We start from the raw sequence: 22,127 nt of genomic DNA, 5'->3' as shown, positions 1-22,127 counted from the left end.
GTCATGACGAAACGTTCATTCCTGATCCCCGGCGTCGACAAGCGGCTGCTGATCAAGGACTCCATCAAGACGATGCCCGACGTCACCCGCCGCCGCTTCATCGCGGGCGGCGCCAGCCTCGGCGCGCTGACCTTGCTCACCGGCTGCGATGTGGTCGATTCCTCGTCAGCCGACGCCCTGTTGGCGAAGATTTCGAAGTTCAACGATGCGGTGCAGTCCTTCATCTTCAATCCCGACGCGCTGGCGCCGACTTTCCCGGAAAGCGCGATCACAAAACCCTTCCCGTTCAACGCCTATTACGATCTCGACGACGCGCCCGAGGTCGATGGCGAAGCCTGGAAGCTCGAGGTGCGCGGCCTCGTCGACAACAAGAAGTCGTGGACGCTTCCGGAGCTGTACAAGTTGCCGCAGTTCACGCAAATCACCCGACACATCTGCGTCGAAGGCTGGAGTGCGATCGGCAGCTGGACCGGCACGCCCTTGCGCGATTTCTTAAAACTGATCGGCGCTGACACCCGCGCCAAATATGTCTGGTTCCAGTGCGCCGACAAGGACGGCTACAACTCACCGCTCGACATGCGCACCGCGCTGCATCCGCAGACGCAGATGACGTTCAAATACGCCAACGACATCCTGCCCCGCGCCTACGGCTTCCCGATGAAGATCCGCGTGCCGACCAAGCTCGGCTTCAAGAACCCGAAATACGTGATGTCGATGGAAGTCACCAACGACTACAAGGGCGGCTATTGGGAAGACCAGGGGTATAATTCGTTTAGTGGGAGTTGAGCTCTGAACTTGTAGGGTGGGCAAAGCGAAGCGTGCCCACCAATTCTGCATCGCGTTGACGAACGATGGTGGGCACGGCGCTACGCGCCTTTGCCCACCCTACGGCACTGAGCCCTTCGGCCCCACCTTCCGTTGAAGCAACGATAGCAGCGCCCCCAACGCCAGCAACGCCGCCGACACGTTCAGCGCATAGGACAAACTCCCCAGCACGTCCGTGATCGCACCGACCACGATCGGTCCCAACGTCTGCCCGACGCCGAACGACACCGTCATCGCGGCGATCGCGGTCGGCCATTCCTCATGCGGATAGTTGAAGCGGACGAAGGCGGTGGTTGAATTGACCACCGCGAAGAAGGCGACACCGAACACCACCGCGGAGACCGCAAGCCACGCCGTCGAATGTCCGAGCATCGGCAGGCCGGCGCCGATCGCGTTGGTGCCGAGGATGATGGCGGTCGCCAGGCCACCGCGATCGAGCGCGAGCACGCGGCGCCAGACCCAGGGCGTGACGAAGGCGCTGGCGCCGATCAGGCCCCAGAACGCGGCCTGTGCGGTGGCATCGCCGCCGCCGTCGCGCACATAGGCGATCATGAAGGTCATGTAGGCGATGTAGCCCGCGCCAAACAGGAAATAGGCGGCGAGATAGATCAGCACCGGTGGAAGCGCGAAGGCGGCGCGGCTGGCTTCCGCAAAGCGCGCCGTGCTCTCGATGCGGATCACGAACAGCGGCACGGTCATCGCGGCCGAGAGCAGCGTCAGCGCCCACCACACGATCCACCACGAGCCCGGCCCGAACCATTGCAGCGTGAATGGCGCGATCAGCCCGGAGGCGAGGATGCCGACACCGGGGCCGGCATAGTACAGGCTGAGCAGGAAATTGGCCCGCTCGGGATGCGACTGCGCGATGTTTGCAGCCAGCGCGCCGCCGGCGACGAAGCCGGCCGCAGCGCCGATGCCGAGCACCAGCCGCGCCAGGCTCAGCGCGGCAAAATTCCCGGTCAGCGCACAAGTGGCGAGCGCGGCGAGGCAGGCCAGGGTTCCGCCGCGGATGGCCGCCGACCAGCCGACGCGCCGGATCAGCCGGGACGCAGCAAGCGCGCCCAAGAGGTAGCCGACGGCGTTGATGGTGTTCATGAAACCGGCCGCCGAGTAGGACCAGCCGAGGCTCTCCCGCATGTCCGGCAGCACCAGCGCATAGGCAAAGCGGCCGATGCCGAGCCCGACCGTCGCCGCCAGCGACAAGATCAGGATCAGCCGCGCGGGGTGCGCGTCAGAGAGGGGACGGCGGTCTTGAGCGGCGTGCAAGGGATACTCCGGCGTCCGCAGTGTGGCAGGCCCCGCTCCCCTTGCACAGCCGCGCCCCGGCAATGGTGTCTTGCCAAGCGCGCAACGCCGCTCTAGCACTCCCGCCGAATTCGATCTCAGAGGAAACGACCATGGCGACCCACAAACTGCTGCTGCTCCCCGGTGACGGTATCGGCCCCGAGGTGATGGGCGAGGTGAAGCGGCTGATCGACTGGCTCAATACGGCCGGAATCGCCAAGTTCGAGACCGATACCGGGCTCGTCGGCGGGTCTGCCTATGACGCCCACAAGGTGTCGATCTCCGAGGGCGACATGGCCAAGGCGCTTGCCGCCGACGCCATCATCTTCGGCGCGGTCGGCGGTCCGAAATGGGACGCGGTGCCCTACGAGATGCGCCCTGAAGCCGGCCTGCTGCGCCTGCGCAAGGATCTTGCTTTGTTCGCCAACCTCCGTCCGGCCGTGTGCTATCCGGCGCTGGCCGATGCCTCCAGCCTGAAGCGCGAGGCGGTCGAAGGCCTCGACATCGTCATCGTGCGCGAGCTCACCGGCGGCGTCTATTTCGGCGAGCCCAAGACCATCACCGATCTCGGCAACGGCCAGAAGCGCGCCATCGATACCCAAGTCTACGACACCTATGAGATCGAGCGCATCGGCCGCGTCGCCTTCGAGCTTGCCCGGAAGCGCAAGAACAAGGTGACGTCGATGGAGAAGCGCAACGTCATGAAGTCCGGCGTGCTCTGGAACGAGGTCATGACCCAGGTCCACAAGCGCGAATATCCTGATGTCACGCTCGAGCATCAGCTCGCCGATTCCGGCGGCATGATGCTGGTGAAGGCGCCGAAGCAGTTCGACGTCATCGTCACCGACAATCTGTTCGGCGACATGCTGTCCGACATCGCGGCGATGCTGACGGGTTCGCTCGGCATGCTGCCCTCGGCCTCGCTCGGCGAGGTCGACGTCAAGAGCAAGAAGCGCAAGGCGCTGTACGAGCCCGTGCACGGCTCGGCGCCTGATATCGCAGGCCAGGGCCTCGCCAATCCGATCGCGATGATCTCGTCGTTCGGCATGGCGCTGCGCTATTCCTTCGACATGGGCGCGCTCGCCGACAAGGTCGATGCTGCGATCGCCGCCGTGCTGGCGAGCGGCCTGCGCACTGCCGACATCAAGTCGGAAGGCACCAAAGCCGCCTCGACCACGCAGATGGGCGAAGCGATCTTGAAGGAATTGCAGAAGCTGCACGCGTAAGGCTTGCACCGCAATCGTAGGGTGGGCAAAGCGAAGCGTGCCCACCACTTCCAAGCTATTGGATAGAGATGGTGGGCACGGCGCGTTGCGCCTTTGCCCACCCTACGGCACCTGCTCTCGGAGCTACATCATGGATAAACCCCGCCCCAAACTCGCGGAAACCATCATCCATGAAACGGTGCGCCTGCGCGAGGCGCAGATTGGGCGGCGTTGCGAAATCCTGTCCAATACGCGCATCGAATATGCCTCGCTTGGCGACTACTCCTATCTCGGCGAGAATTGCGAGGTCGCCGACGCAGTGATCGGGAAGTTCACGGCCATCGCCAATTCGGTGCGGATCGGCGCGCCCAATCATCCGATGGGCCGTCCGTCGCAGCATCGCTTCACCTATGTTCCGGAATATTACGAGGCGACGGTGACCCGCGATCGCGACTTCTTCGCGGATCGCCGCGGTGATCGCGTGATCGTCGGCAATGATGTCTGGATCGGGCATGCCGCAATCCTGCTGCCGGGCGTGACTGTCGGTGACGGTGCGGTGATCGCCGCTGGCGCGGTCGTCAGCCGTAGCGTTGAGCCCTACACGATTGTCGGCGGCGTTCCCGCGCGCGCCATCCGCAAGCGCTTTGACGATTCGGTCGCGGCAAGCCTGCGCCGCATTGCCTGGTGGGATTGGCCAGACGAGCTGATCTTCGATCGCCTCGGCGATTTCCGCTCCGAGGCGATCGAGGAATTTTGCAGGCGTTATGACCCGGCGGCCAACGCGTAGAACAGGAATCGTAGGGTGGGCAAAGCGCAAGCGTGCCCACGCATTTTTCGCGATCGAGAGAGATCGTGGGCACGGCGCAAGGGCGCCTTTGCCCACCCTACGGCGCCAACAAAAATGGCCGGGCGCGAGCCCGGCCATTTTGATTCGATAGGTCGCGTCCGCCTCAGTACAGCGGGAAATTCTGCGGATAGCCGCCGAGGTCGGCCGGCGTGGGGAGTGGCTGGCGATCGATCGGGCGATTGTTGTTCTCGCGGGCGAACGACGGATAGCCGACAGCCGGCGGGAAGGCGTAGTCGGAGAACTTGCGGTCGCCCGGATTGACCTCGGTGCCGCCGTCGAGCCAGGAGCGCTTGCTCACATAGAGACGGGTGCGTCCCTGCTGATAGACCGCGTTGGGACCGCTCGGTCCGTAATAGGTCCGGCCGCGATCGTCAGTGCGCGGCTTCTTGGTATCGGCCGAAGCCGGCGTCGCGAGGGCCACGGCGATGACGGCGCCCGCCGCAAGCCAGGTCGCCAGATTAGTCGCGGAGAATTTCGAGCTCATCACGTCCCCTTCAGCGGCAAGCCGCCAATCGATTTCACGCCCATACTAGCCCGGCCGGGGTGGCTGCAACTAGGTCTATTGGGTCACACCACGTCGGAATAATGAGGGGTGCGGTCAAAAGTTGCATGCAAACCAGCCACTTGAGCTGGATGGCGATCTAGAGCGCCCCGCGCAATTGCGCGTTCGCGGCGCCCAGCAGCCAGTCCGACGACCCCGCCGGGTCGCATGCGCGGCGCTTGAGCTCGGCATGGGCGAACAATTCCGCCAGCTTCGGGTCGTTGCCCGAGGCGAGCTGCGTCAGCCGGTTCAGCGTGCAGGCGATCGCCGCGCGCTGGGCGGGCAGCGTGTCGCCCTGGCAGGAGAAGCCGGAGATCTGGAGCGCGGGCTCCTCATTGCGCTTGAGATAGCCGAGGCAAGCCTGGGTCCCCTTCGCCGTGGCGCTGGGACGGAACAGCACGACGGGTCCGAATTTCGTGTCGATCAGGCCAGCCTGCTCAAGCAAGGCACCTGCGTCCAGGCCCATCCGGACGGCCAAATCCGCGGTCGCCGGGCGAGCCACATCGAATTCGGCACCTTCCCGGTAGATTTCAAGCTCGGCGACAGGCTTGTCGGCCTCGCCGGTCCAGCGCATCACGTCCCTGCGGCCGCCTTCGGGGTGCCTGAGGATGATGTAAGAGGCTGTTTTTTCTGATGAATCCGGACGACTGACGGCGAAGGCCGGATGCGAATGGGAGGCCTCGCTCCAGCTCGGTTTCTGCGCGGGCTCATCGTCTCGCAGGCTCGGCAGCTGGCCGAGCGCAGCAAGGCCAAGGATGGCAAACAGCACCAGGACACCCACATAGAGGAACAGGCGCGCCAGCGTACCGACGACCTCGTCGGCGAAATTGGCGAGCGCAAGATGGATCTGGGTGGGGGTTGCGGCCGTGCTGGCCTCAGGCGACTGCATCCACGGCCTTCGGGCATGGTCCAACGTTGTCTTGAGGCCGGTTCTCGCATAGAAGCGCTGCTCTTCCTGTTTAAGCGTCAGCTTCAGGAACGAGCTTTTTCATCGGAGAGTGAACGATGGGTTACAAAGTCGCAGTCGTCGGCGCGACCGGCAATGTCGGACGGGAAATGCTCAACATTCTCGATGAGCGCAAATTCCCCGCGGACGAGGTCGTGGCATTGGCGTCACGCCGCAGCTTGGGCGTCGAGGTCTCCTATGGCGACCGCACCCTGAAGTGTAAGGCGCTCGAGCACTATGATTTCTCCGATGTGGACATCTGCCTGATGTCGGCGGGCGGCGACGTGTCGAGGGAATGGTCGCCGAAGATCGGCGCCGCCGGCACCGTCGTGATCGACAATTCCTCCGCCTGGCGCATGGATCCGGATGTGCCGCTGATCGTGCCGGAAGTGAACGCGGATGCGGCGGCGGGCTTCAAGAAGAAGAACATCATCGCCAACCCGAACTGCTCGACCGCGCAGCTCGTGGTCGCGCTGAAGCCCTTGCATGACAAGGCGACCATCAAGCGCGTCGTGGTTTCGACCTATCAATCGGTGTCGGGCGCCGGCAAGGACGCGATGGACGAACTGTTCTCGCAGACCAAGGCCGTCTACACCAACCAGGAGCTGGTCAACAAGAAATTCCCCGCGCGCATCGCCTTCAACGTCATCCCCCACATCGACGTCTTCATGGAGGACGGCTACACCAAGGAAGAGTGGAAGATGATGATGGAGACCAAGAAGATTCTTGATCCCAAGATCAAGCTCTCCGCGACCTGCGTGCGCGTGCCGGTGTTCGTCGGCCACTCCGAAGCCGTCAACATCGAGTTCGAGAATCCGATCACCGTCGACGAAGCGCGTGACATCCTGCGCAAGGCGCCCGGCTGTCTCGTCATCGACAAGCATGAGCCCGGCGGCTACGCCACGCCGTATGAAGCAGCCGGCGAGGACGCCACCTATATCAGCCGCATTCGCGAGGATGCGACCGTGGAGAACGGCCTGGTGCTGTGGTGCGTGTCCGACAATCTGCGCAAGGGTGCCGCACTCAACGCGATCCAGATCGCGGAAGTCCTGATCAACCGCAAGCTGATCAGCGCGAAGAAGAAGGCGGCGTAACTCCGCTGTCGTAGGGTGGGCAAAGCGAAGCGTGCCCACCACCTGCGTTTCAATTGAAGAAGACGGTGGGCACGGCGCGTTGCGCCTTTGCCCACCCTACGAATTCACGCCGCGTCGCGCACGCTCTTGAATTCCTTCGCGACCTTGTCCAGCACGAACAGCGATCCCTCCGCGACGCCGAAATAGGCGCCGTGGGTCTGCATCTGGCCTGAGTCCACGGCCTTCTGCACGAACGGGAACGTCATCAGGTTTTCCAGGCTGCGGAACACCGCGGCCTTCTCGATGCGCTCGACGAATTGCGCCATGGTCTCGCGCTCGCGCTGCTCGACCACTTCACCCGGCTTGATGAACATCTGCATCCATTTGCCGATGAAATCGCCGGGCGTGAGCGGCTCGATCTTGTCGACAAAGGCGCGGATGCCGCCGCATTGCGCGTGGCCGAGCACGACGATGTGCTTCACCTTCAGCACCGTCACGGCATATTCCAGCGCGGCCGAGACGCCATGCGCGTTGCCGTCGGGCTGATAAACCGGCACCAGATTGGCGATGTTGCGGACAACGAACAACTCGCCCGGCCCGACATCGAAGATCACTTCGGGCGAGACGCGGCTGTCGCAGCAGCCGATCACCATCACTTCCGGGAACTGCCCCTTCACCGACAGCTCGCGATAGCGGCTCTGCTCGGTCGGCAGCCGCTGGGTGGCGAAGGCCTTGTAGCCTTCCAGCAAGTGCTCAGGGAATGTGATCATGGCCTATGCCTAACCATAGACCAGAGGGACGAACAAGCCTTTCGAATAGGCAAGCCAGATGCTATCGGCTTCGGTCAGAATAGAGACGAGGAAACCGGAAGGAACGCTTGCATGACCCGCCCGCGCCGCAGCCACCTGTTCATGCCCGGCTCCAACCCCCGCGCGCTGGAAAAGGCGCAGAATCTCGCCGCCGACGGGCTGATTCTGGATCTGGAAGACTCCGTCGCCCCCGATGCGAAGGCGGTCGCGCGCGACCAGATCGCCGCCGCGATTGCGGCCAAGGGGTTTGGCAAGCGCGAGATCTTGATCCGGACTAACGGCCTCGACACGCCCTGGTGGGCCGATGACGTCGCGATGGCTGCCAAGGCCTCGCCGGATGGCATCCTGGTTCCAAAAGTCTCAAGCATTGAGGACCTCGACACGATCGGCCGCCGCCTTGCCGAGCTCGGCGCCGCGCCGACCGTAAAAGTCTGGGCCATGATCGAGACCGCGCGCGCGGTGCTGCATGCCGAGGAGCTGGCCGAGGCCGGTCGTGATCCCAAGACGCGACTGTCAGGCTTCGTGTTCGGCCCGAATGACATCTCGCGCGAAACGCGGATCAAGATGCTGCCCGGTCGCGCCGCGATGATCCCGATGATCACCCACTGCATCCTGGCGACGCGCGCCCACGGCCTCGAAATCCTCGACGGCCCCTACAGCGACATCAACAATCCGGACGGTTTTGCCACCGAATGCGCGCAAGGCCGCGACCTCGGCTTTGACGGCAAGACCCTGATCCACCCCTCGCAGATCGAGGCCTGCAACGCGATCTTCACGCCGCCGGAAGAGGAAGTCGCGCGCGCCCGAAAGATCATTGCAGCGTTCGAATTGCCGGAGAACGTCTCGCGCGGCGCGATCCGGCTCGACGGCGCAATGGTGGAGCGGCTGCACGCCGACATGGCAAAGCGCACGATCGAGATTGCGGATGCGATTGCGGCGATGGGGAAGGGCTGAGGCGCGGCCAACTGAGGAGGCTGATCGTATTGCTATGCGCACCATAGAGCTCGACGCTTCCAATTGGAGAACGCCTCCTGATTTTGTGTCAGCGCTCAAGGCGGCGTTGGGAGCGCCGGAATGGCATGGTTCAAACGTGGTTGCTTTCGTGGACTCCATGGTCGCAGGCGGCATTAACGCGCTCAAGCCTCCCTACGTGATCAAGGTCGTGAATGCGACCAAACTGGCGCCTGAAGTGATAGATTTGATTCGCGCAGTTTCATCGGCGGTTGAGAGGACGCGTGTTCGTAGACTTGCGCGAACGGGTGAGGACGTTGCGGTCAGTCTTGCGATCGGAAATTAGGGCGCCGATGTATGCAGATAGTGCTCTACATGTCCGCGCTGGCTATGTGGATCCTGGTGGCATGTATCATTTGGTGCGCGGCAGGTCTCATGTTCCTGGCTCCGCGAACACGCTCTTCGGCATGGCCGATGTCGCTGGCGATGGCCTCAACATTTCCTTTTGTGTTTGCCTATCAAATTATGGCGTTGCCGGCCGTCATGGTGATGTTGCTGCTCGCCGCGGCTCTCAGTTGGTTTCTTGAGCCCAGCACCTCAACAACCCAAAATCCGGTCGTTATTGCAGTCACGATTCTCATCGCTCTTGGCGTGGTCATCGTCGTGCTCGTTGCGTCCGTTATCGGCTTTTTTGATGGTTGGCGCGCGGGCTGGAGGCTCGCCCGTGGCCGCGCGATCAGAGAGACGTTGTCGGACACGATCGCGAAGAAGTGCTTCGATCGCTTGAAGTCCCGCCGTACATAGAAGGCTCTGGACCTCAGCTCGGCGCGAGGTCGGCGCGATCGAGCTGCCCCATCTCGTTCATCTCGCGGCGCTGCTTTAGCCAGGCGGCCAAGGACTCGAAGCTTCATTGGGCGCGTGCGATTGGAGCCGAATTAGAGCGCAGTGGTGCAGATGTGCGTTGCGCTGGATCAAAATGCTCTCTTGTCCCGGACGCGGTGCGGCGCGAAGTGCCGCCCCGCAGAGCCGGGACCCATCTCGCCGCAATACTGGGCCCCGGCTCAGCATCGCACCGCTTCGCGCTGCGCTGCGTCCGGGGCAAGAGACCTAACCAAACCGCTCCGCCGCCCAAGCATACAGGCTGCCCGGGATCGGCTTCTCGCCGCCGCGCCCCTTGGGCGAGATGTGCAGGCCGATGATCTCGGGGTCGGTGACGAGGCCGAGATAGCTCGAGGGATCGAAGAAAAGTTTTGGCTCGGCATGCACGGCGTAGAACGACTGCTTCGGCAGGGCGTTCTGCAATTCGCCGGTGCGGCGGGCGAGTGCGGTCAGCGCCGCCGGCCCGAAGATCGCAACACGAATATCCGAGAGGCGGTTCGAACCGCCGCGCAGGCGGCGCATCGCAAAGGTGATGCGATGGCGCAGCGACAGCCAGTTTGGCGTCAGCTCTTCCTGCTCCATCAGATCTTCGAACGCGGTGACGATGCCGTGCTCGGGCGGCAGATAGATCACGGAGTTGCCGAGCTGACGCGGCCGCTCCCAGGCGAAGTAGGGTTTTGCCGGGTCGATCGTTGCGGGCTTGAGCAGCAGTACGTCGGCATCGAGCCAGAGACCGAGGCTCTTCGCCATCAGCTTCATGCGGAAGAAGTCGCTGAACTGAAGCGTGGTCCAGTCGCGCCAGCTGCCGTCCGGCTGCGGCGGCCGCAGCCGTTCGGAGAACGCATGCGGCAGGATCGCCTCGGCATCTGAGTTGCCGACGCCCGCGGGCAGGCCGGGAATCGTGTCGAAGCTGTAGACCGTGACCTTGTGGCCGGCCGCAAGCTGCGAGCGCAGACAGGTCTGGCGCAGTGCGTCCATCGGGCCATGCCAGAAGGTGACGATCTCGGGCAGCATGGGCGGAAGCTATACGGGATATTTTGGGCAAAGAAAAAGCCCCGGCGCTCGTGGCACCGGGGCTTGAACGAAAAGTCGAGCTTAGGCCCAGGCGCGTTCGTGCTTGAGCTTCTCCTCATAGGTGTCGATCGAGGCCTTCTTCTCCATCGTGAGACCGATGTCGTCGAGGCCGTTGATCAGGCAGTGCTTGCGGAACGGGTCGATCTCGAACTTGACCGTGCCGCCGTCGGGACCGCGGATCTCCTGGTTCGGCAGGTCGATCGTCAGCGTCGCGTTGGCGCCGCGCTCGGCGTCGTCGAACAGCTTGTCGAGGTCTTCCTGGGAGACGCGGATCGGCAGAATGCCGTTCTTGAAGCAGTTGTTGTAGAAGATGTCGCCGAACGAGGTCGAGATCACGCAGCGGATGCCGAAATCGAGCAGCGCCCAGGGCGCGTGCTCGCGGCTCGAGCCGCAGCCGAAATTGTCGCCGGCCACCAGTACCTTCGTCTTGCGATAGGCCGGCTGGTTGAGCACGAAATCCGGATTCTCGCTGCCGTCGTCCTTGTAGCGCTGCTCCGAGAAGAGCCCCTTGCCAAGGCCGGTGCGCTTGATGGTCTTGAGGTACTGCTTCGGAATGATCATGTCGGTGTCGACATTGATGATCTTCAGCGGCGCCGCGACGCCTTCCAGCGTGGTGAACTTGTCCATGGTTGCGCTTCCCGAGGGTGGTTAGGGACCGCGTATTTATCGCGATCGGGGCCCGAATCCTAGGCCGAATTCGGCAGATCTAGTCTGCTTGCGCCTCAATCGCCGCCATATCGTCGTCCGAGAGGCCGAAATGGTGGCCGATCTCGTGGATCAGGACGTGGCGGACGATGTGGCCGAGGCTCTCGTCGTGCTCGGCCCAATAGTCCAGGATCGGCCGGCGGTAGAGCCAGACCATGTTGGGCAGCCGCGCCACATCGCCGAAGCTTTGCTGGGGCAGGCCGACGCCCTGGAACAGGCCGAGCAGGTCGAACTCGCTCTCGCATTCCATCTCGTCCAAAACCTCCTCGGTGGGGAAGTCGTCGACGCGGATGATCACGCCCTCACAGAGGCTGCGAAACTCCGCTGGCAGCCGCTCGAAGATGTCGTGCGCCGTCACTTCCATCTCGGCTAGCGAGGGCGCTTTCAATTCCGTCCACATGGGCCCCTCTTAGCGCGGCTTTCCCGCTGATGCATCTGGCTTTATAAGCGCGGCGAGGTTGACGGGCGCCGCCAAAACGGGGAGCGTGGGCCTCGAACGGGACCTTTCAGGTGGGCGGTAAAATGCGAGCGAAAACAGCGCTGACGCTACTGTGCATGGGGTTGTTTTCGCAGTTTTGCGTCCCCGCGGAGGCCCAGACGGCTGGCACCGAAGTTCGTATAGCCCAGGCTGGCTCGCCCGATGCCCCGCCGCCGCGCAAGCGGCCTCAGACGCGCCTGCGCGTCACCCCCTATTACAGCCCGGACGGCGTCTATCCGCGCTACAACCCCGGCCCCGATGCAGTCCGCGAGTGCAACGCGACCTATGTGCAGGAATATAGGCCGAGCGGCACCGTGATCGTGCCGCGCATGAGCTGCTACTGGCGCCGGGGCTGACGCTTCGTTCAATGCCTGCGGAGCGCGCCGATCAGTCCTGCGCCGACGATGAGTGCTGAGGCGCCATAGACCAGGATCGCCATCACCAGCTGCGTCAGCGGGCTTGCAGTGCCGCCTTCGACGCCCGGCCCCTGCGAGGCAAGGGCTGAGCTCGCGCCGAGCAGAACGCTCGCCGTGATCGCGAGGCTGGATATTCGCAATGCTAGAAACTGTGCCATGACCATCTCCTGCATTCGCTCGACAAGAAGATACGTGCGTCGCTGACGGCTGGTTTTGGTGGCGCATGAAATGTTGCGCCGATGCTCAGGAACTTGCCCGCGTTCTGTGCATTCAAACCCGGGGCGCGTTCATCCATATCAGATTCAGGCCCATGGTTCCAGGTTCGGCTCTCTGTCGCGCCCGTGCCGCGACGTCTGATCAGTGCGTGCACCGCAAACGATGTCAGGAGATCCAACCAAATGCAGTCCTTGAAAGTGTTCGGCCTTGTAGCCGCCGGTGCGTTGTTCGTCATCGCGGCGCCAGTCGAGCGTGCGCAGGCGGTGTCGCTGATCAATCCCGGTGCCGCGCAATCGGTGCAGGATGAAGTTGCACCAACGACCGAGGTTCGTTGGCATTGGCGCCGTCATCATTGGCGCGGGCACCGCTGGCATCACCGTCGTTGGTGAACGAAGGCTGGATACGAACAGGCCCGGATTCCGGGCCTGTTTTAACTTGCAGATAGCCTCGCAAAGCCCGCATGCTGAGGGTTGTGGAGGTCGTCATGCCGAAATGGACTGTATTGGCCGTTGTTGTCGGGCTCGCTGCAAGTCTGCCTCACGCTTCCTGTGCGCAGATGGTGGCGACGCCGGATGCCTCGGCGGGGCGCGCGATCTTCGATGTGCGGCGACACGCGCGACATGACGACATTGCGCGGTCCTATCCGCGCCATGATCCGCACTATTACGCGCGGCCCGTCTATTACCGGCCTTATCCTTACGGCGTGCCCGCACCTTTCGTGCTCGGCTACGGGCCGTGGTGGTGACGTCAAGCGCGGGGCGCGCGACCGTCATTCATTCATGAGGCATTCACGTCGCTGTCCCTAATTTAATCTTGGGAGCGACCGCACATGAACAGGGATGACGCGAGGTGGAAACCAGCGTCGCAACTCCGCTGTTCAGATTCAGGGAGAATTCGATGCTGAGGATTTTGGGTCTCGGGACAAGCCCGATGCGCTTGTTCGGGATTGCGGCCGTTGCCACGCTGATGCTGTCGGCCGGGACTGCGCGCCGCGCTGAAGCGATGACGCCCATCAATCCGACGGCGTTGCCGGCGGCAAAAGCCACGACTGACGACATGATCACGCAGGTTCGTCACGGCGGCGGTGGTGGTGGCGGCGGACATGGTGGAGGTGGAGGTTTCCACGGTGGCGGAGGCTTTCACGGCGGCGGTGGTGGCTTCCATGGTGGCGGCGGACATTTCGGCGGCTTCCATGGCGGTGGTTTTCATGGTGGCGGTTTCCGCGCCGCGCCGGCCTTTCATGGTGGCGGCTATCGCTACGGCGGATTTCACCACTATGGCGGATTTCATCGCTACGGTGGCTATCGCCCCGCTTACTACGGGCATCGCCACTTCCATCGGCGCTTCTACGGCGGCTACTATCCCAGTTACCACCATCCGCGCCGCTGCCGGATCATCTGGACCTATTACGGCCCGCGCCGAATCTGCCACTGGCATCATTGGCACCGCTGGCATCATCCGTACCGCTATTGGTAAGCGGAGCTTCATCGGTTGAAATGAAAAGGGCGCCTCAAGGGCGCCCTTTGTTCATCGCGTGGCTCAGAGCCAATCCTTCAGCTTCCACGACGCCGATTTCCACGGCATCAAATTCTCAAGCTTCCACTGCTTGAACATCGCCGGCGGCCAGCGGCTCAGTCGCGAGGTCTCTTCGATCTCAGGCTCGGCGACGATGCGCAACGGCGTTGCGCGCCGCCGGTGCTGGCGGGTCGCAGCGCTGATCAGATCGACATATTCGGGCTTGTTGGTCATGGCGCGCGTCCTCGCGAAACGGTCGCGAGGACGCAATGTGGGCGATGCCGCTTAACGGCCTTTTGCCGCTTTGGCTCAAATTGCAGCGAGTGGCTTAGCGCCACTCCCGCACGTCGACGAAGTGACCTGCGATTGCGGCTGCTGCCGCCATTGCCGGCGACACCAGATGGGTGCGGCCCTTGAAGCCCTGGCGGCCCTCGAAGTTGCGGTTCGAGGTCGAGGCGCAGCGCTCTTCCGGGGCCAGCTTGTCCGGGTTCATCGCGAGGCACATCGAGCAACCGGGCTCGCGCCATTCGAAGCCAGCCTTGATGAAGATCTTGTCCAGGCCTTCAGCTTCCGCCTGCTCCTTCACGATGCCGGAGCCCGGCACGACCATGGCGTTGACGCTGCCTGCGACCTGCTTGCCTTCCGCGATCTTGGCGGCGGCGCGCAGATCTTCGATGCGGCCGTTGGTGCAGGAGCCGATGAAGATGCGGTCGAGCTTGATGTCGGTGATCTTCGTGCCCGCGGTCAGGCCCATATATTTCAGCGCGCGATGCTTCGACAGACGCTTGGCCTCGTCCGCGATCTTGTCCGGATCAGGAACGAAGCCAGTCACCGAGATCACGTCCTCGGGGCTTGTGCCCCACGTTACGATCGGCGGCAGTTTTGCAGCATCGAGCCGCAGCTCGTGGTCGAAATGCGCGCCCTCGTCGGAGCTCAGTTTCTCCCAATAGCGCATCGCCGCGTCCCAGGCCGCGCCCTTCGGCGACTTCGGCCGATCGCGCAGGAAGTCGTAGGCCTTCTGGTCCGGCGCGACGAGACCGGCGCGGGCTCCGCCTTCGATCGACATGTTGCAGACCGTCATGCGGCCCTCCATCGACAGCGCGCGGATTGCGTCGCCGGCGTATTCCAGCACGTAGCCGGTGCCACCCGCGGTGCCGATCTCGCCGATGATGGCGAGGATGATGTCCTTGCCCGTCACGCCGTCCGGCAGTTTGCCGTCGACGCTGACGCGCATGTTCTTCGCCTTCTTCTGGATCAGCGTCTGCGTCGCCAGCACGTGCTCGACCTCGGAGGTGCCGATGCCGTGCGCGAGCGCGCCGAACGCGCCATGCGTCGAGGTGTGGCTGTCACCGCAGACGATGGTGGTGCCGGGCAGGGTAAAGCCCTGCTCGGGGCCGATGACGTGGACGATGCCCTGGCGCTTGTCGAACTCGTTAAAATATTCGATGCCGAATTCCTTGGCGTTCTCTGCCATCACGCGCATCTGCTCGATGCTTTCAGGATCCGGGTTCGGCTTCGAGCGGTCGGTGGTCGGGATGTTGTGGTCGACGACGGCCAGCGTCTTCTCGGGCGCGTGCACCTTGCGTCCCGTGGCGCGCAGACCTTCGAACGCCTGCGGCGAGGTGACCTCGTGCACCAGGTGGCGATCGATGTAGAGCAGGCAGGTGCCGTCATCGGCCTCGTGCACCAGATGGTCGTTCCAGATCTTGTCGTACAATGTGGTGGGCTTGGACATGAGCTTAAGCTCCAAACAATGCGTGGTAGCGATGAGCGCGGGTGGCGCGCGGGGCAACAAAATCGTCTTCAGCGCAGCCTTTAAGCTGCGGGACTAAGCTCTGACGTTGCCGAGGTCGCGAAGCGTCCGAAGAACCGGCCAGGCAGCCGCGAGCGATCGTCGATGACGATGCGCTTGATGGTCGCGAAGCTGGTCAGATCTGGAAACATTCCAGGAATATATAGCAGGGAGATTTGGAAGCGCGAGGGCTTTGACGCGCACGGCTGACGCAACAAAAAAGCGCGGGGCGTTTGGCCCCGCGCTGTTCGAAACTCGTCTGTAAGCGGAGCTTACTCGTTGACGGCCTTGGCGTGCTCAGTCTTCTCGACGATGCGGGCCGACTTGCCGCGCAGCTGACGGAGGTAATAGAGCTTGGCGCGACGGACCTTGCCGCGGCGCACCACCTTGATCGAGTCGATCATCGGCGACATCACCGGGAACACGCGCTCGACGCCTTCGCCGTACGAAATCTTGCGCACGGTGAAGCTCTCGTTGAGGCCACCGCCGGAACGGCCGATGCAGACGCCTTCATAGGCCTGCACGCGGGTGCGGTCGCCTTCGACGACCTTCACGTTGACGATCACGGTGTCGCCGGGACCGAACTCCGGAATGACCTTGGTGGCGGAGAGCTTGTCGAATTGCTCTTTTTCGAGCTGTTGAATCAGGTTCATGGGTAAATCTCCATCGGCGCGCCCAGCCTTGGAAAACGGGGGCTGCGCGAAATTCGTTTATCCAGCTATTGCGGATTTGGCGCTGCTATAAGGCAAGCCGGAGCGTTTGTCACCCGTCTGTCGTGCTTTTTGGCGTTTTTCGGCGTCCGGGCCGATTCGGGACCTTGCTCGGGATCTTGGCCCACAAATCCGCTCGCCGGGCCGCCGTCAGGGCCTCGGATTCCGCCCGCCGCCAGGCCGCGACCTTGGCATGGTCGCCGGAGGTCAGGATCTCCGGGATCGGAACCCCCTCGAACAGCTGCGGACGGGTGTATTGGGGGTATTCGAGCAGGCCGTCGGAGAAGCTTTCCTCGGTTCCCGAGGCCTCCTTGCCCATCACCCCCGGCAGCAGCCGGACGCAGGCGTCAATCAGCGCTAGCGCGGCGATTTCACCCCCCGACAGCACGTAATCGCCGATCGAGACCTCCTCCAGGTCGCGGGTATCGATCACCCGCTGGTCGATCCCCTCAAACCGCCCGCAGACGATCAGGGGGCCGGGGCCCTGGGCAAGCTCAATGACGCGAGCCTGGGTCAATGGCCGACCGCGCGGGCTCATCAGCAGGCGGGGCCGCTCCGGCCCGGTCTCAGCTGTGTCGATCGCCGCCGCCAAAACGTCCGCCCGCAGCACCATGCCCGGTCCGCCGCCGGCCGGGGTATCGTCGACGCTGCGGTGGCGGTCGGTCGCAGAGGCCCGGATGTCTCGGGCCTCGAGCTGCCAGAGCCCCGAGGCCAGTGCCCGCCCAGCCAGGCTCACGCCAAGCGGCCCCGGAAACATCTCCGGAAACAGCGTCAGCACCGTCGCGCGCCAGGGGTTTGTCATTGTGCTTCAAAAATTCCGTCGTCCCGGCGAAGGCCGGGACCCATAGCCACCGCAGTCCGTTTTGCGATGGTTGGAGCCATCAGCTTAGCCAAAAACCACGTCCTGTGGTTATGGGTCCCGGCCTTCGCCGGGACGACTCGAAGAGGGATCCTCTTCCTCGTCCTTTTCGCCTTCGATCTCCTGCGGCAGCGCGATCACGACGCGCTCGCCGGCGATATCGACCTCCGGCACCACCGCGTTGGTGAACGGCAGCAGCATCGTCGGTCCCTTCGGCGGGGCGATCTCGATGATGTTGCCGGCACCGAAATTATGGATCGCGAGTACGCGGCCAAGGGCGTCGCCCGCCGTGGTGACGGCGGCGAGCCCGATCAGATCGGCGTGGTAATAGTCGTCATCGTCGGTCGCGGGCAGTTTTTCGCGCGCGATATAGAGCTCGATGCCGTTGAGGCGCTCGGCTTCATCGCGGGTCGTGACGCCCTTGAACGTCGCGACCAGATGATCCTTGGCCTCGCGCGCCTGCGCGACCTCGAACTGGCGCTTGCCGTCCTTGGAAGAGAGTAGACCGTAGCGCCGCACGGCCAGGGGATCTTCGGTGAAGGTCCACAATTTGACCGCGCCGCGCACACCATGCGCGGCGCCGATCCGCGCGACGCAGATCAGCGCCGGCATCTTCTCGCCTTAACCCTTCGCGGCGGCTTCGGCCTGCGCCTTGCGCTCCTTGCGCGGCACGGCCTTTTCCGGGTTGTTGCGCGCTTCGCGCTTCTTGACGCCGGCGGCGTCGAGGAAGCGCGACACGCGGTCCGACGGCTGGGCGCCCTTGGCGAGCCAGGCCTTCACCTTGTCCATGTCGAGCTTCAGCCGGGTCTCGTTGTCCTTCGGCAGCAGCGGGTTGAAGTAGCCCAGACGCTCGATGAAGCGGCCATCGCGGGGAAAGCGCGAATCGGCGACGACGACGTGATAAACGGGGCGCTTCTTGGTGCCTGCACGAGCGAGGCGGATAACGACGGACATTTAGTTCTCCTTCAAAATACGGTTTGTTCGGTTGATTGGTATTCCGCGTTGCGCAGGATGCTTGCGATCCTCCGCGACGAATTCCTCATTTCTTCTTGCCCGGAAATCCGCCGAGGCCCGGCAGCATCGGCTTGCCGCTCAGCCCGGTCAGTCCGGGAACGTTGGGCAGACCTGTGCGCAGACCCGCCGGCAGATCCTTCGGCAGGCTGGGCAGACCCTGTCCACCGCCGCCCTGCATCTTGTCCTGCAGTGCCTTCATCTCTTCCGGTGAGGGAGGCTTCATGCCGCCGCCAAAGCCCATCGCCTGCGCGATGCCGGCGAGCGGGCCGCGCTTGCCCGAACCCATCGCCTTCATCATGTCGGCCATGTTCCGGTGCATCTTGAGCAGCTTGTTGACCTGCTCGACGCTCTGGCCGCTTCCGGCCGCGATGCGCTTCTTGCGGCTGGCCTTGAGCAGGTCGGGATGACGCCGCTCGTCGCGCGTCATGGAATCGATCACCGCGACCTGGCGCTTCAGAATCTTGTCGTCGATCCCTGCGGCCGCGATCTGGTTCTTCATCTTGGCGATACCGGGCATCATGCCCATCAGGCCGCTGATGCCGCCCATGTTCGCCATCTGCGAGAGCTGCTCGCGCATGTCGTTGAGGTCGAACTGACCCTTGCGCATGCGCTCGGCGGTGCGCGCGGCCTTTTCGGCGTCGATGTTGGCGGCGGCCCGTTCGACCAGCGACACCACGTCACCCATGCCGAGGATGCGCCCCGCAATACGGTCTGGATGGAAATCCTCCAGTGCATCGGTCTTTTCACCGGTGCCGATCAGCTTGATCGGCTTGCCGGTGACCGCGCGCATCGACAGCGCGGCGCCGCCGCGGCCGTCGCCGTCCACGCGCGTGAGCACGATGCCGGTGAGGCCGACGCGCTCGTCGAAGGCGCGGGCAAGATTGACGGCGTCCTGACCTGTGAGGCTGTCCGCGACCAGCAGCACTTCATGCGGATTCGCGGCAGCTTTAATCGCGGCAGCTTCCGCCATCATGTCTTCGTCGAGCGTGGTGCGGCCGGCGGTGTCGAGCAGCACGACGTCGTAGCCGCCGAGCTTGCCGGCCTCGAGCGCGCGCTTCGCGATCTGCGCCGGCTGCTGTCCCGCGACGATCGGCAGGGTCGGAATGTCGAGATCGCGGCCGAGCACGGCCAGCTGCTCCATCGCCGCCGGGCGATAGATGTCGAGCGAAGCCATCAGCACCTTGCGCTTATCGCGCTGGACCAGACGGCGGGCGAGCTTTGCGGTGGTGGTGGTTTTACCGGAGCCTTGCAGGCCGACCATCATGATCGGAACCGGCGGCACGGAATTGATGTCGATGGTCTGGCTTTCGGCGCCGAGCGTGTTGATCAGCTCGTCATGGACGATCTTGACCACCATCTGGCCGGGCGTGACCGACTTCACGACGGTGGCGCCGATCGCCTGCTCGCGGACCCGCTCGGTGAAGCTGCGCACGACTTCGAGCGCGACGTCGGCCTCCAGCAGCGCGCGGCGTACCTCGCGCATCGCGGCGTCGACGTCCTTCTCGGTCAGCGCACCGCGCCCCGTCAGACGATCGAGAATGCCACCAAGCCGTTCCGACAGATTGTCGAACAATGCCGTTGTTCCTTGTCCTGCTCGCGCAGGGTTGCCGCGTTCACCACTGTCATGCTCCGCGAAGGTGGGGCATCCAGTACGCCGCGGCTTCTCGGTTCAAACCGAGCTGCCTCTGGAATACTGGATCCCCCGCCTTCGCGGGGGATGACCACTTCCTCGTTTCCCGACGCCGTCGGATAGCAATCTCCAAACACCTTTACGCCCGAGGGCGCATAGCGCTGTCGGGCGTTAACCTCTGGCCTCCAGGGCCAGTCGGCGGGTCGAAAAGAAAGCCTTTCCGAGAAAGTGGGCGGGTTAAACGCCGCTCCCGGCCGAAAGTCAAGGAAAGTTAGGGGTACGGGAGCCGCTTCGGAAGGCAAGGCCTTGAAAACATGACGTTTCCGGCGATGGGTTCCTTTTCCGGCGGCCCCGCCCATATAGGCGGTGATGTCTTGCCGCCCCGACCAGCCCTGAAGCCCGCCCGTGCCGATCACCCGCCGCCGCATCTTCGGACTGCTTGCCGGGGCGGGCGCGCTGGTCGGTGTCCCGTCCCTCTGGATCTCCCGCATGAAAAACTACGACGGTCCCGCCTCCGACCATTTCGACGGCCTGCACTTCTTTGATCCTGACGGCGCGCCGCCGAAATCGCTCGGCGAAGTCTTTCGCTGGCAGTTCGGCGGCGGACGGAAGCGTGCGGCCTGGCCGGACTGGACGCAGAGCCCTCATGCCGACACCCCGCCGGATCGCGTTGATGGCGACAAGGTGCGGCTCTCCTTCGTCGGCCATGCGAGCTGGCTGATCCAGGCCGGCGGCCTCAACCTCCTCGTCGATCCCGTCTGGTCGATGCGGGTCTCGCCGGTGGGCTGGGCCGGACCGAAGCGGCACAACGATCCCGGCATAGCGTTCGAAAAACTGCCGAAGATCGACGTCGTGCTGGTCTCGCACGGACACTACGATCATCTCGACATCGCGACGCTGTCGCGGCTCGCGAAAAACTTTTCGCCACGCGTGGTCACCCCGCTCAGCAACGATGTGACGATGCGCAGCGCCGATTCCACGATCAAGGTGGAAGCGTTCGACTGGCATGATCGCGTCGAGCTTGGTGGCGGCATCGCCGTGACGCTGGTGCCGACGCGGCACTGGTCGGCGCGCGGCATGTTCGATCGCAACAAGGCGCTGTGGGCGAGTTTCGTGCTGGAGACGCCGGCGGGAAAAATCTACGTCGTCTGCGATTCCGGCTATGGCGACGGTGGGCACTTTCGCCGCGTCGCCGAGAAGCATGGGCCGCTACGCCTGGCGATCCTTCCCATCGGCGCCTACGAGCCGCGCTGGTTCATGCGTGATCAGCACATGAACCCGGAGGATGCCGTGAAGGCGCTCGCCGATTGCGGCGCGCAACAAGCGCTCGGGCATCATCACGGGACGTTCCAGCTGACGGATGAGGAGATCGATGCGCCGGCGAAGGCGCTGGTCGAAGCGCTCGATGCTGCGAAGATTCCGCAGGAGCGGTTCGTGGCGATGAAGCCGGGGCAGGTGGTGGAGATTTAGTCACGCTGTCGTCCCGGCGAAGGCCGGGACCCATACCGCGTGATCTATCGGTGATGGCTCGCTAGCGGTACCGCGCTGTGATGGACAACTGGCGGTCTTCGCCAAACCACTCCCTGTGGTTATGGGTCCCGGCCTTCGCCGGGACGACACCATCGCTGTAGTGCGCAGCGTGCCTCTTACGGCCTACTGCCCCGCCTTGATCGCCCAGCTCACATTCACCGTCACCGACAGCGTTTCTTCGCCCGGCGCAACGGCGGCAGGCGCGGCGGCCATTGGTGCAACGGCCATACGGCCCTTGAACAACGGCATCGGAGCGTTGCCCTCCGAGACACTGATCGGCGCGCCCAGCGTCACACCGGTGGCCTTGGCGTAGATCTCCGCCTTGCGCCGGGCGTCGGCGACTGCTTGCTCACGGGCGTCGTCGAGCAGCTTTGAGGCCTGCGTCACCTCGAACGAGATATTGCCGATATCGTTGGCGCCGGCGCCGACCAGCGTGTCGATGATGCTGGCGACCTTGGTCACGTCGTGAATTTTCACGGTGACGCGGTTCGAGGCGCGGAAGCCGACCACCGGCGTGGCGCCGGTGGATTTGTTCTGGCCGTATTGCGGCTGAAGCGACAATCGCGAGGTCTGATAATCCTTCTCGGCGATCCCGGCGCCCTTGAGCGCCAGCAGCACCTTGCCCATCGCGGCGTTGTTGGCGTCGGAGGCTTCCTTGGCCGTCTTGGCGTCGTTGGCGACGCCTGCATCGATCTGCGCGAGATCGGGCGCTGCCGAGACGGTCGCCTCGCCACTTACCGAGATGGCAGCCGGAAAATCGTCGGCGAGCGCGGGCGTTGCCAGCAGCGCGGCGGCGAAAATTGCGACGAGGGTGGCAGGCTTTTTCAT

28 protein-coding genes are annotated in these 22,127 nt (G+C 63.8%); 12 read left to right on the top strand and 16 right to left on the bottom strand.

Features of this window, described 5'->3' with window-relative positions:
* Positions 1–3 precede the first annotated feature (3 nt).
* Positions 4–786: a molybdopterin-binding protein gene (locus UB31_RS24880; RefSeq protein WP_045012783.1), complete on the top strand. Its 783-nt coding sequence runs from the start codon at positions 4–6 to the stop codon at positions 784–786.
* Positions 787–885: 99 nt separating this feature from the next.
* On the opposite strand, the gene UB31_RS24875 is transcribed toward UB31_RS24880, so the two are convergent.
* Positions 886–2,091, bottom strand: coding sequence for a YbfB/YjiJ family MFS transporter (locus UB31_RS24875; protein WP_045012782.1), 1,206 nt, complete (start codon positions 2,089–2,091; stop codon positions 886–888).
* A gap of 131 nt (positions 2,092–2,222) precedes the next feature.
* On the opposite strand from UB31_RS24875, the gene leuB reads away from it, so the two are divergent.
* Together leuB and UB31_RS24865 are read left to right on the top strand one after the other, a co-directional pair.
* A complete protein-coding gene (leuB, locus tag UB31_RS24870) occupies positions 2,223–3,335 on the top strand; it encodes a 3-isopropylmalate dehydrogenase (protein ID WP_045012781.1) in 1,113 nt (370 codons plus the stop codon).
* Between the two features lie 130 nt (positions 3,336–3,465).
* On the top strand, positions 3,466–4,101 hold the full coding sequence (locus tag UB31_RS24865) for a DapH/DapD/GlmU-related protein (RefSeq protein ID WP_045012780.1): 636 nt from the start codon (positions 3,466–3,468) through the stop codon (positions 4,099–4,101).
* Positions 4,102–4,264: 163 nt separating this feature from the next.
* On the opposite strand, the gene UB31_RS24860 is transcribed toward UB31_RS24865, so the two are convergent.
* Entirely contained in the window at positions 4,265–4,645 is a 381-nt protein-coding gene (locus UB31_RS24860; RefSeq protein ID WP_045012779.1) for a hypothetical protein, read from the bottom strand.
* Positions 4,646–4,802: 157 nt separating this feature from the next.
* Positions 4,803–5,591: a hypothetical protein gene (locus UB31_RS24855; RefSeq protein WP_045012778.1), complete on the bottom strand. Its 789-nt coding sequence runs from the start codon at positions 5,589–5,591 to the stop codon at positions 4,803–4,805.
* A 116-nt stretch (positions 5,592–5,707) separates the two neighbouring features.
* On the opposite strand from UB31_RS24855, the gene UB31_RS24850 reads away from it, so the two are divergent.
* Entirely contained in the window at positions 5,708–6,742 is a 1,035-nt protein-coding gene (locus UB31_RS24850) for an aspartate-semialdehyde dehydrogenase (protein ID WP_045012777.1), read from the top strand.
* Between the two features lie 104 nt (positions 6,743–6,846).
* Here UB31_RS24850 and UB31_RS24845 read toward each other — a convergent pair whose 3' ends face one another.
* Positions 6,847–7,491: a carbonic anhydrase gene (locus UB31_RS24845; protein ID WP_045004443.1), complete on the bottom strand. Its 645-nt coding sequence runs from the start codon at positions 7,489–7,491 to the stop codon at positions 6,847–6,849.
* Positions 7,492–7,602: 111 nt separating this feature from the next.
* On the opposite strand from UB31_RS24845, the gene UB31_RS24840 reads away from it, so the two are divergent.
* From UB31_RS24840 to UB31_RS24830, 3 genes are all read left to right on the top strand, one after another.
* A complete protein-coding gene (locus UB31_RS24840) occupies positions 7,603–8,484 on the top strand; it encodes an HpcH/HpaI aldolase/citrate lyase family protein (RefSeq protein WP_045012776.1) in 882 nt (293 codons plus the stop codon).
* A 34-nt stretch (positions 8,485–8,518) separates the two neighbouring features.
* Entirely contained in the window at positions 8,519–8,827 is a 309-nt protein-coding gene (locus UB31_RS24835; RefSeq protein ID WP_045004441.1) for a barstar family protein, read from the top strand.
* A 128-nt stretch (positions 8,828–8,955) separates the two neighbouring features.
* Positions 8,956–9,285 (top strand): hypothetical protein, encoded by a 330-nt coding sequence (locus UB31_RS24830; RefSeq protein ID WP_156175543.1) that lies wholly within the window; start codon positions 8,956–8,958, stop codon positions 9,283–9,285.
* Positions 9,286–9,588: 303 nt separating this feature from the next.
* Here UB31_RS24830 and UB31_RS24825 read toward each other — a convergent pair whose 3' ends face one another.
* The 3 genes from UB31_RS24825 to UB31_RS24815 all read right to left on the bottom strand — a co-directional run bounded on the left by UB31_RS24825 (position 9,589) and on the right by UB31_RS24815 (position 11,539).
* A complete protein-coding gene (locus UB31_RS24825) occupies positions 9,589–10,374 on the bottom strand; it encodes a glycosyltransferase family 32 protein (RefSeq protein ID WP_045004438.1) in 786 nt (261 codons plus the stop codon).
* 81 nt (positions 10,375–10,455) lie between these two features.
* Positions 10,456–11,061 (bottom strand): 3-isopropylmalate dehydratase small subunit, encoded by a 606-nt coding sequence (gene leuD / locus UB31_RS24820; RefSeq protein ID WP_045012775.1) that lies wholly within the window; start codon positions 11,059–11,061, stop codon positions 10,456–10,458.
* A 79-nt stretch (positions 11,062–11,140) separates the two neighbouring features.
* A complete protein-coding gene (locus tag UB31_RS24815) occupies positions 11,141–11,539 on the bottom strand; it encodes a metallopeptidase family protein (protein WP_045012774.1) in 399 nt (132 codons plus the stop codon).
* Positions 11,540–11,694: 155 nt separating this feature from the next.
* Between UB31_RS24815 and UB31_RS24810 the strand changes: the two genes are divergently transcribed.
* The gene (locus tag UB31_RS24810; protein ID WP_045004433.1) at positions 11,695–11,973 is read left to right on the top strand and encodes a hypothetical protein; all 279 of its coding nucleotides are present in this window, start codon (positions 11,695–11,697) and stop codon (positions 11,971–11,973) included.
* 8 nt (positions 11,974–11,981) lie between these two features.
* On the opposite strand, the gene UB31_RS24805 is transcribed toward UB31_RS24810, so the two are convergent.
* Complete coding sequence (locus tag UB31_RS24805) at positions 11,982–12,191, bottom strand: hypothetical protein (protein WP_245306055.1); 210 nt, start codon at positions 12,189–12,191, stop codon at positions 11,982–11,984.
* Between the two features lie 240 nt (positions 12,192–12,431).
* Between UB31_RS24805 and UB31_RS24800 the strand changes: the two genes are divergently transcribed.
* The 3 genes from UB31_RS24800 (at position 12,432) to UB31_RS24790 (ending at position 13,725) form a co-directional block, all read left to right on the top strand.
* Positions 12,432–12,638, top strand: a complete 207-nt coding sequence (locus UB31_RS24800) for a hypothetical protein (protein ID WP_045004431.1) — start codon at positions 12,432–12,434, stop codon at positions 12,636–12,638.
* A gap of 95 nt (positions 12,639–12,733) precedes the next feature.
* Complete coding sequence (locus tag UB31_RS24795; protein ID WP_045012978.1) at positions 12,734–12,994, top strand: hypothetical protein; 261 nt, start codon at positions 12,734–12,736, stop codon at positions 12,992–12,994.
* 152 nt (positions 12,995–13,146) lie between these two features.
* Positions 13,147–13,725 carry a hypothetical protein gene (locus UB31_RS24790; protein WP_045004429.1) on the top strand — a complete coding sequence of 193 codons (579 nt, stop codon included), beginning with the start codon at positions 13,147–13,149 and terminating at the stop codon, positions 13,723–13,725.
* A 63-nt stretch (positions 13,726–13,788) separates the two neighbouring features.
* On the opposite strand, the gene UB31_RS24785 is transcribed toward UB31_RS24790, so the two are convergent.
* From UB31_RS24785 to ffh, 7 genes are all read right to left on the bottom strand, one after another.
* Positions 13,789–13,998, bottom strand: coding sequence for a hypothetical protein (locus tag UB31_RS24785; RefSeq protein ID WP_045004427.1), 210 nt, complete (start codon positions 13,996–13,998; stop codon positions 13,789–13,791).
* Between the two features lie 94 nt (positions 13,999–14,092).
* The gene (gene leuC / locus UB31_RS24780; RefSeq protein ID WP_045012773.1) at positions 14,093–15,499 is read right to left on the bottom strand and encodes a 3-isopropylmalate dehydratase large subunit; all 1,407 of its coding nucleotides are present in this window, start codon (positions 15,497–15,499) and stop codon (positions 14,093–14,095) included.
* 329 nt (positions 15,500–15,828) lie between these two features.
* Positions 15,829–16,209, bottom strand: coding sequence for a 50S ribosomal protein L19 (gene rplS, locus UB31_RS24775; protein ID WP_045004424.1), 381 nt, complete (start codon positions 16,207–16,209; stop codon positions 15,829–15,831).
* 109 nt (positions 16,210–16,318) lie between these two features.
* A complete protein-coding gene (gene trmD, locus UB31_RS24770) occupies positions 16,319–17,068 on the bottom strand; it encodes a tRNA (guanosine(37)-N1)-methyltransferase TrmD (RefSeq protein ID WP_045012772.1) in 750 nt (249 codons plus the stop codon).
* A 108-nt stretch (positions 17,069–17,176) separates the two neighbouring features.
* A complete protein-coding gene (rimM, locus tag UB31_RS24765; RefSeq protein WP_045012771.1) occupies positions 17,177–17,737 on the bottom strand; it encodes a ribosome maturation factor RimM in 561 nt (186 codons plus the stop codon).
* A 9-nt stretch (positions 17,738–17,746) separates the two neighbouring features.
* Positions 17,747–18,079, bottom strand: coding sequence for a 30S ribosomal protein S16 (rpsP, locus tag UB31_RS24760; protein ID WP_014438992.1), 333 nt, complete (start codon positions 18,077–18,079; stop codon positions 17,747–17,749).
* An 85-nt stretch (positions 18,080–18,164) separates the two neighbouring features.
* Positions 18,165–19,712, bottom strand: coding sequence for a signal recognition particle protein (gene ffh, locus UB31_RS24755; protein WP_045012770.1), 1,548 nt, complete (start codon positions 19,710–19,712; stop codon positions 18,165–18,167).
* 462 nt (positions 19,713–20,174) lie between these two features.
* Here ffh and UB31_RS24750 point away from each other — a divergent pair, with 462 nt between their 5' ends.
* A complete protein-coding gene (locus UB31_RS24750; protein ID WP_045012769.1) occupies positions 20,175–21,239 on the top strand; it encodes an MBL fold metallo-hydrolase in 1,065 nt (354 codons plus the stop codon).
* 183 nt (positions 21,240–21,422) lie between these two features.
* Here the strand turns inward: UB31_RS24750 and UB31_RS24745 are convergent, their stop codons facing one another.
* Complete coding sequence (locus UB31_RS24745; RefSeq protein ID WP_045012768.1) at positions 21,423–22,127, bottom strand: SIMPL domain-containing protein; 705 nt, start codon at positions 22,125–22,127, stop codon at positions 21,423–21,425.

Source organism: Bradyrhizobium sp. LTSP849 (genome assembly GCF_000938255.1).
Taxonomy (GTDB): domain Bacteria; phylum Pseudomonadota; class Alphaproteobacteria; order Rhizobiales; family Xanthobacteraceae; genus Bradyrhizobium.
The sequence above is the reverse complement of the archived record's forward strand: the minus strand, read 5'-3'. Positions and strand labels throughout refer to the sequence as shown.

Coding starts and splice junctions, on each gene's coding strand:
- UB31_RS24880 (WP_045012783.1), top strand. CDS start 4: ATGACGAAACGTTCATTCCTGATCCCCGGCGTCGACAAGCGGCTGCTG.
- leuB (WP_045012781.1), top strand. CDS start 2,223: ATGGCGACCCACAAACTGCTGCTGCTCCCCGGTGACGGTATCGGCCCC.
- UB31_RS24865 (WP_045012780.1), top strand. CDS start 3,466: ATGGATAAACCCCGCCCCAAACTCGCGGAAACCATCATCCATGAAACG.
- UB31_RS24860 (WP_045012779.1), bottom strand. CDS start 4,645: ATGAGCTCGAAATTCTCCGCGACTAATCTGGCGACCTGGCTTGCGGCG.
- UB31_RS24855 (WP_045012778.1), bottom strand. CDS start 5,591: ATGCAGTCGCCTGAGGCCAGCACGGCCGCAACCCCCACCCAGATCCAT.
- UB31_RS24850 (WP_045012777.1), top strand. CDS start 5,708: ATGGGTTACAAAGTCGCAGTCGTCGGCGCGACCGGCAATGTCGGACGG.
- UB31_RS24845 (WP_045004443.1), bottom strand. CDS start 7,491: ATGATCACATTCCCTGAGCACTTGCTGGAAGGCTACAAGGCCTTCGCC.
- UB31_RS24840 (WP_045012776.1), top strand. CDS start 7,603: ATGACCCGCCCGCGCCGCAGCCACCTGTTCATGCCCGGCTCCAACCCC.
- UB31_RS24835 (WP_045004441.1), top strand. CDS start 8,519: ATGCGCACCATAGAGCTCGACGCTTCCAATTGGAGAACGCCTCCTGAT.
- UB31_RS24830 (WP_156175543.1), top strand. CDS start 8,956: ATGTCGCTGGCGATGGCCTCAACATTTCCTTTTGTGTTTGCCTATCAA.
- UB31_RS24825 (WP_045004438.1), bottom strand. CDS start 10,374: ATGCTGCCCGAGATCGTCACCTTCTGGCATGGCCCGATGGACGCACTG.
- leuD (WP_045012775.1), bottom strand. CDS start 11,061: ATGGACAAGTTCACCACGCTGGAAGGCGTCGCGGCGCCGCTGAAGATC.
- UB31_RS24815 (WP_045012774.1), bottom strand. CDS start 11,539: ATGTGGACGGAATTGAAAGCGCCCTCGCTAGCCGAGATGGAAGTGACG.
- UB31_RS24810 (WP_045004433.1), top strand. CDS start 11,695: ATGGGGTTGTTTTCGCAGTTTTGCGTCCCCGCGGAGGCCCAGACGGCT.
- UB31_RS24805 (WP_245306055.1), bottom strand. CDS start 12,191: ATGGCACAGTTTCTAGCATTGCGAATATCCAGCCTCGCGATCACGGCG.
- UB31_RS24800 (WP_045004431.1), top strand. CDS start 12,432: ATGCAGTCCTTGAAAGTGTTCGGCCTTGTAGCCGCCGGTGCGTTGTTC.
- UB31_RS24795 (WP_045012978.1), top strand. CDS start 12,734: ATGCCGAAATGGACTGTATTGGCCGTTGTTGTCGGGCTCGCTGCAAGT.
- UB31_RS24790 (WP_045004429.1), top strand. CDS start 13,147: ATGCTGAGGATTTTGGGTCTCGGGACAAGCCCGATGCGCTTGTTCGGG.
- UB31_RS24785 (WP_045004427.1), bottom strand. CDS start 13,998: ATGACCAACAAGCCCGAATATGTCGATCTGATCAGCGCTGCGACCCGC.
- leuC (WP_045012773.1), bottom strand. CDS start 15,499: ATGTCCAAGCCCACCACATTGTACGACAAGATCTGGAACGACCATCTG.
- rplS (WP_045004424.1), bottom strand. CDS start 16,209: ATGAACCTGATTCAACAGCTCGAAAAAGAGCAATTCGACAAGCTCTCC.
- trmD (WP_045012772.1), bottom strand. CDS start 17,068: ATGACAAACCCCTGGCGCGCGACGGTGCTGACGCTGTTTCCGGAGATG.
- rimM (WP_045012771.1), bottom strand. CDS start 17,737: ATGCCGGCGCTGATCTGCGTCGCGCGGATCGGCGCCGCGCATGGTGTG.
- rpsP (WP_014438992.1), bottom strand. CDS start 18,079: ATGTCCGTCGTTATCCGCCTCGCTCGTGCAGGCACCAAGAAGCGCCCC.
- UB31_RS24745 (WP_045012768.1), bottom strand. CDS start 22,127: ATGAAAAAGCCTGCCACCCTCGTCGCAATTTTCGCCGCCGCGCTGCTG.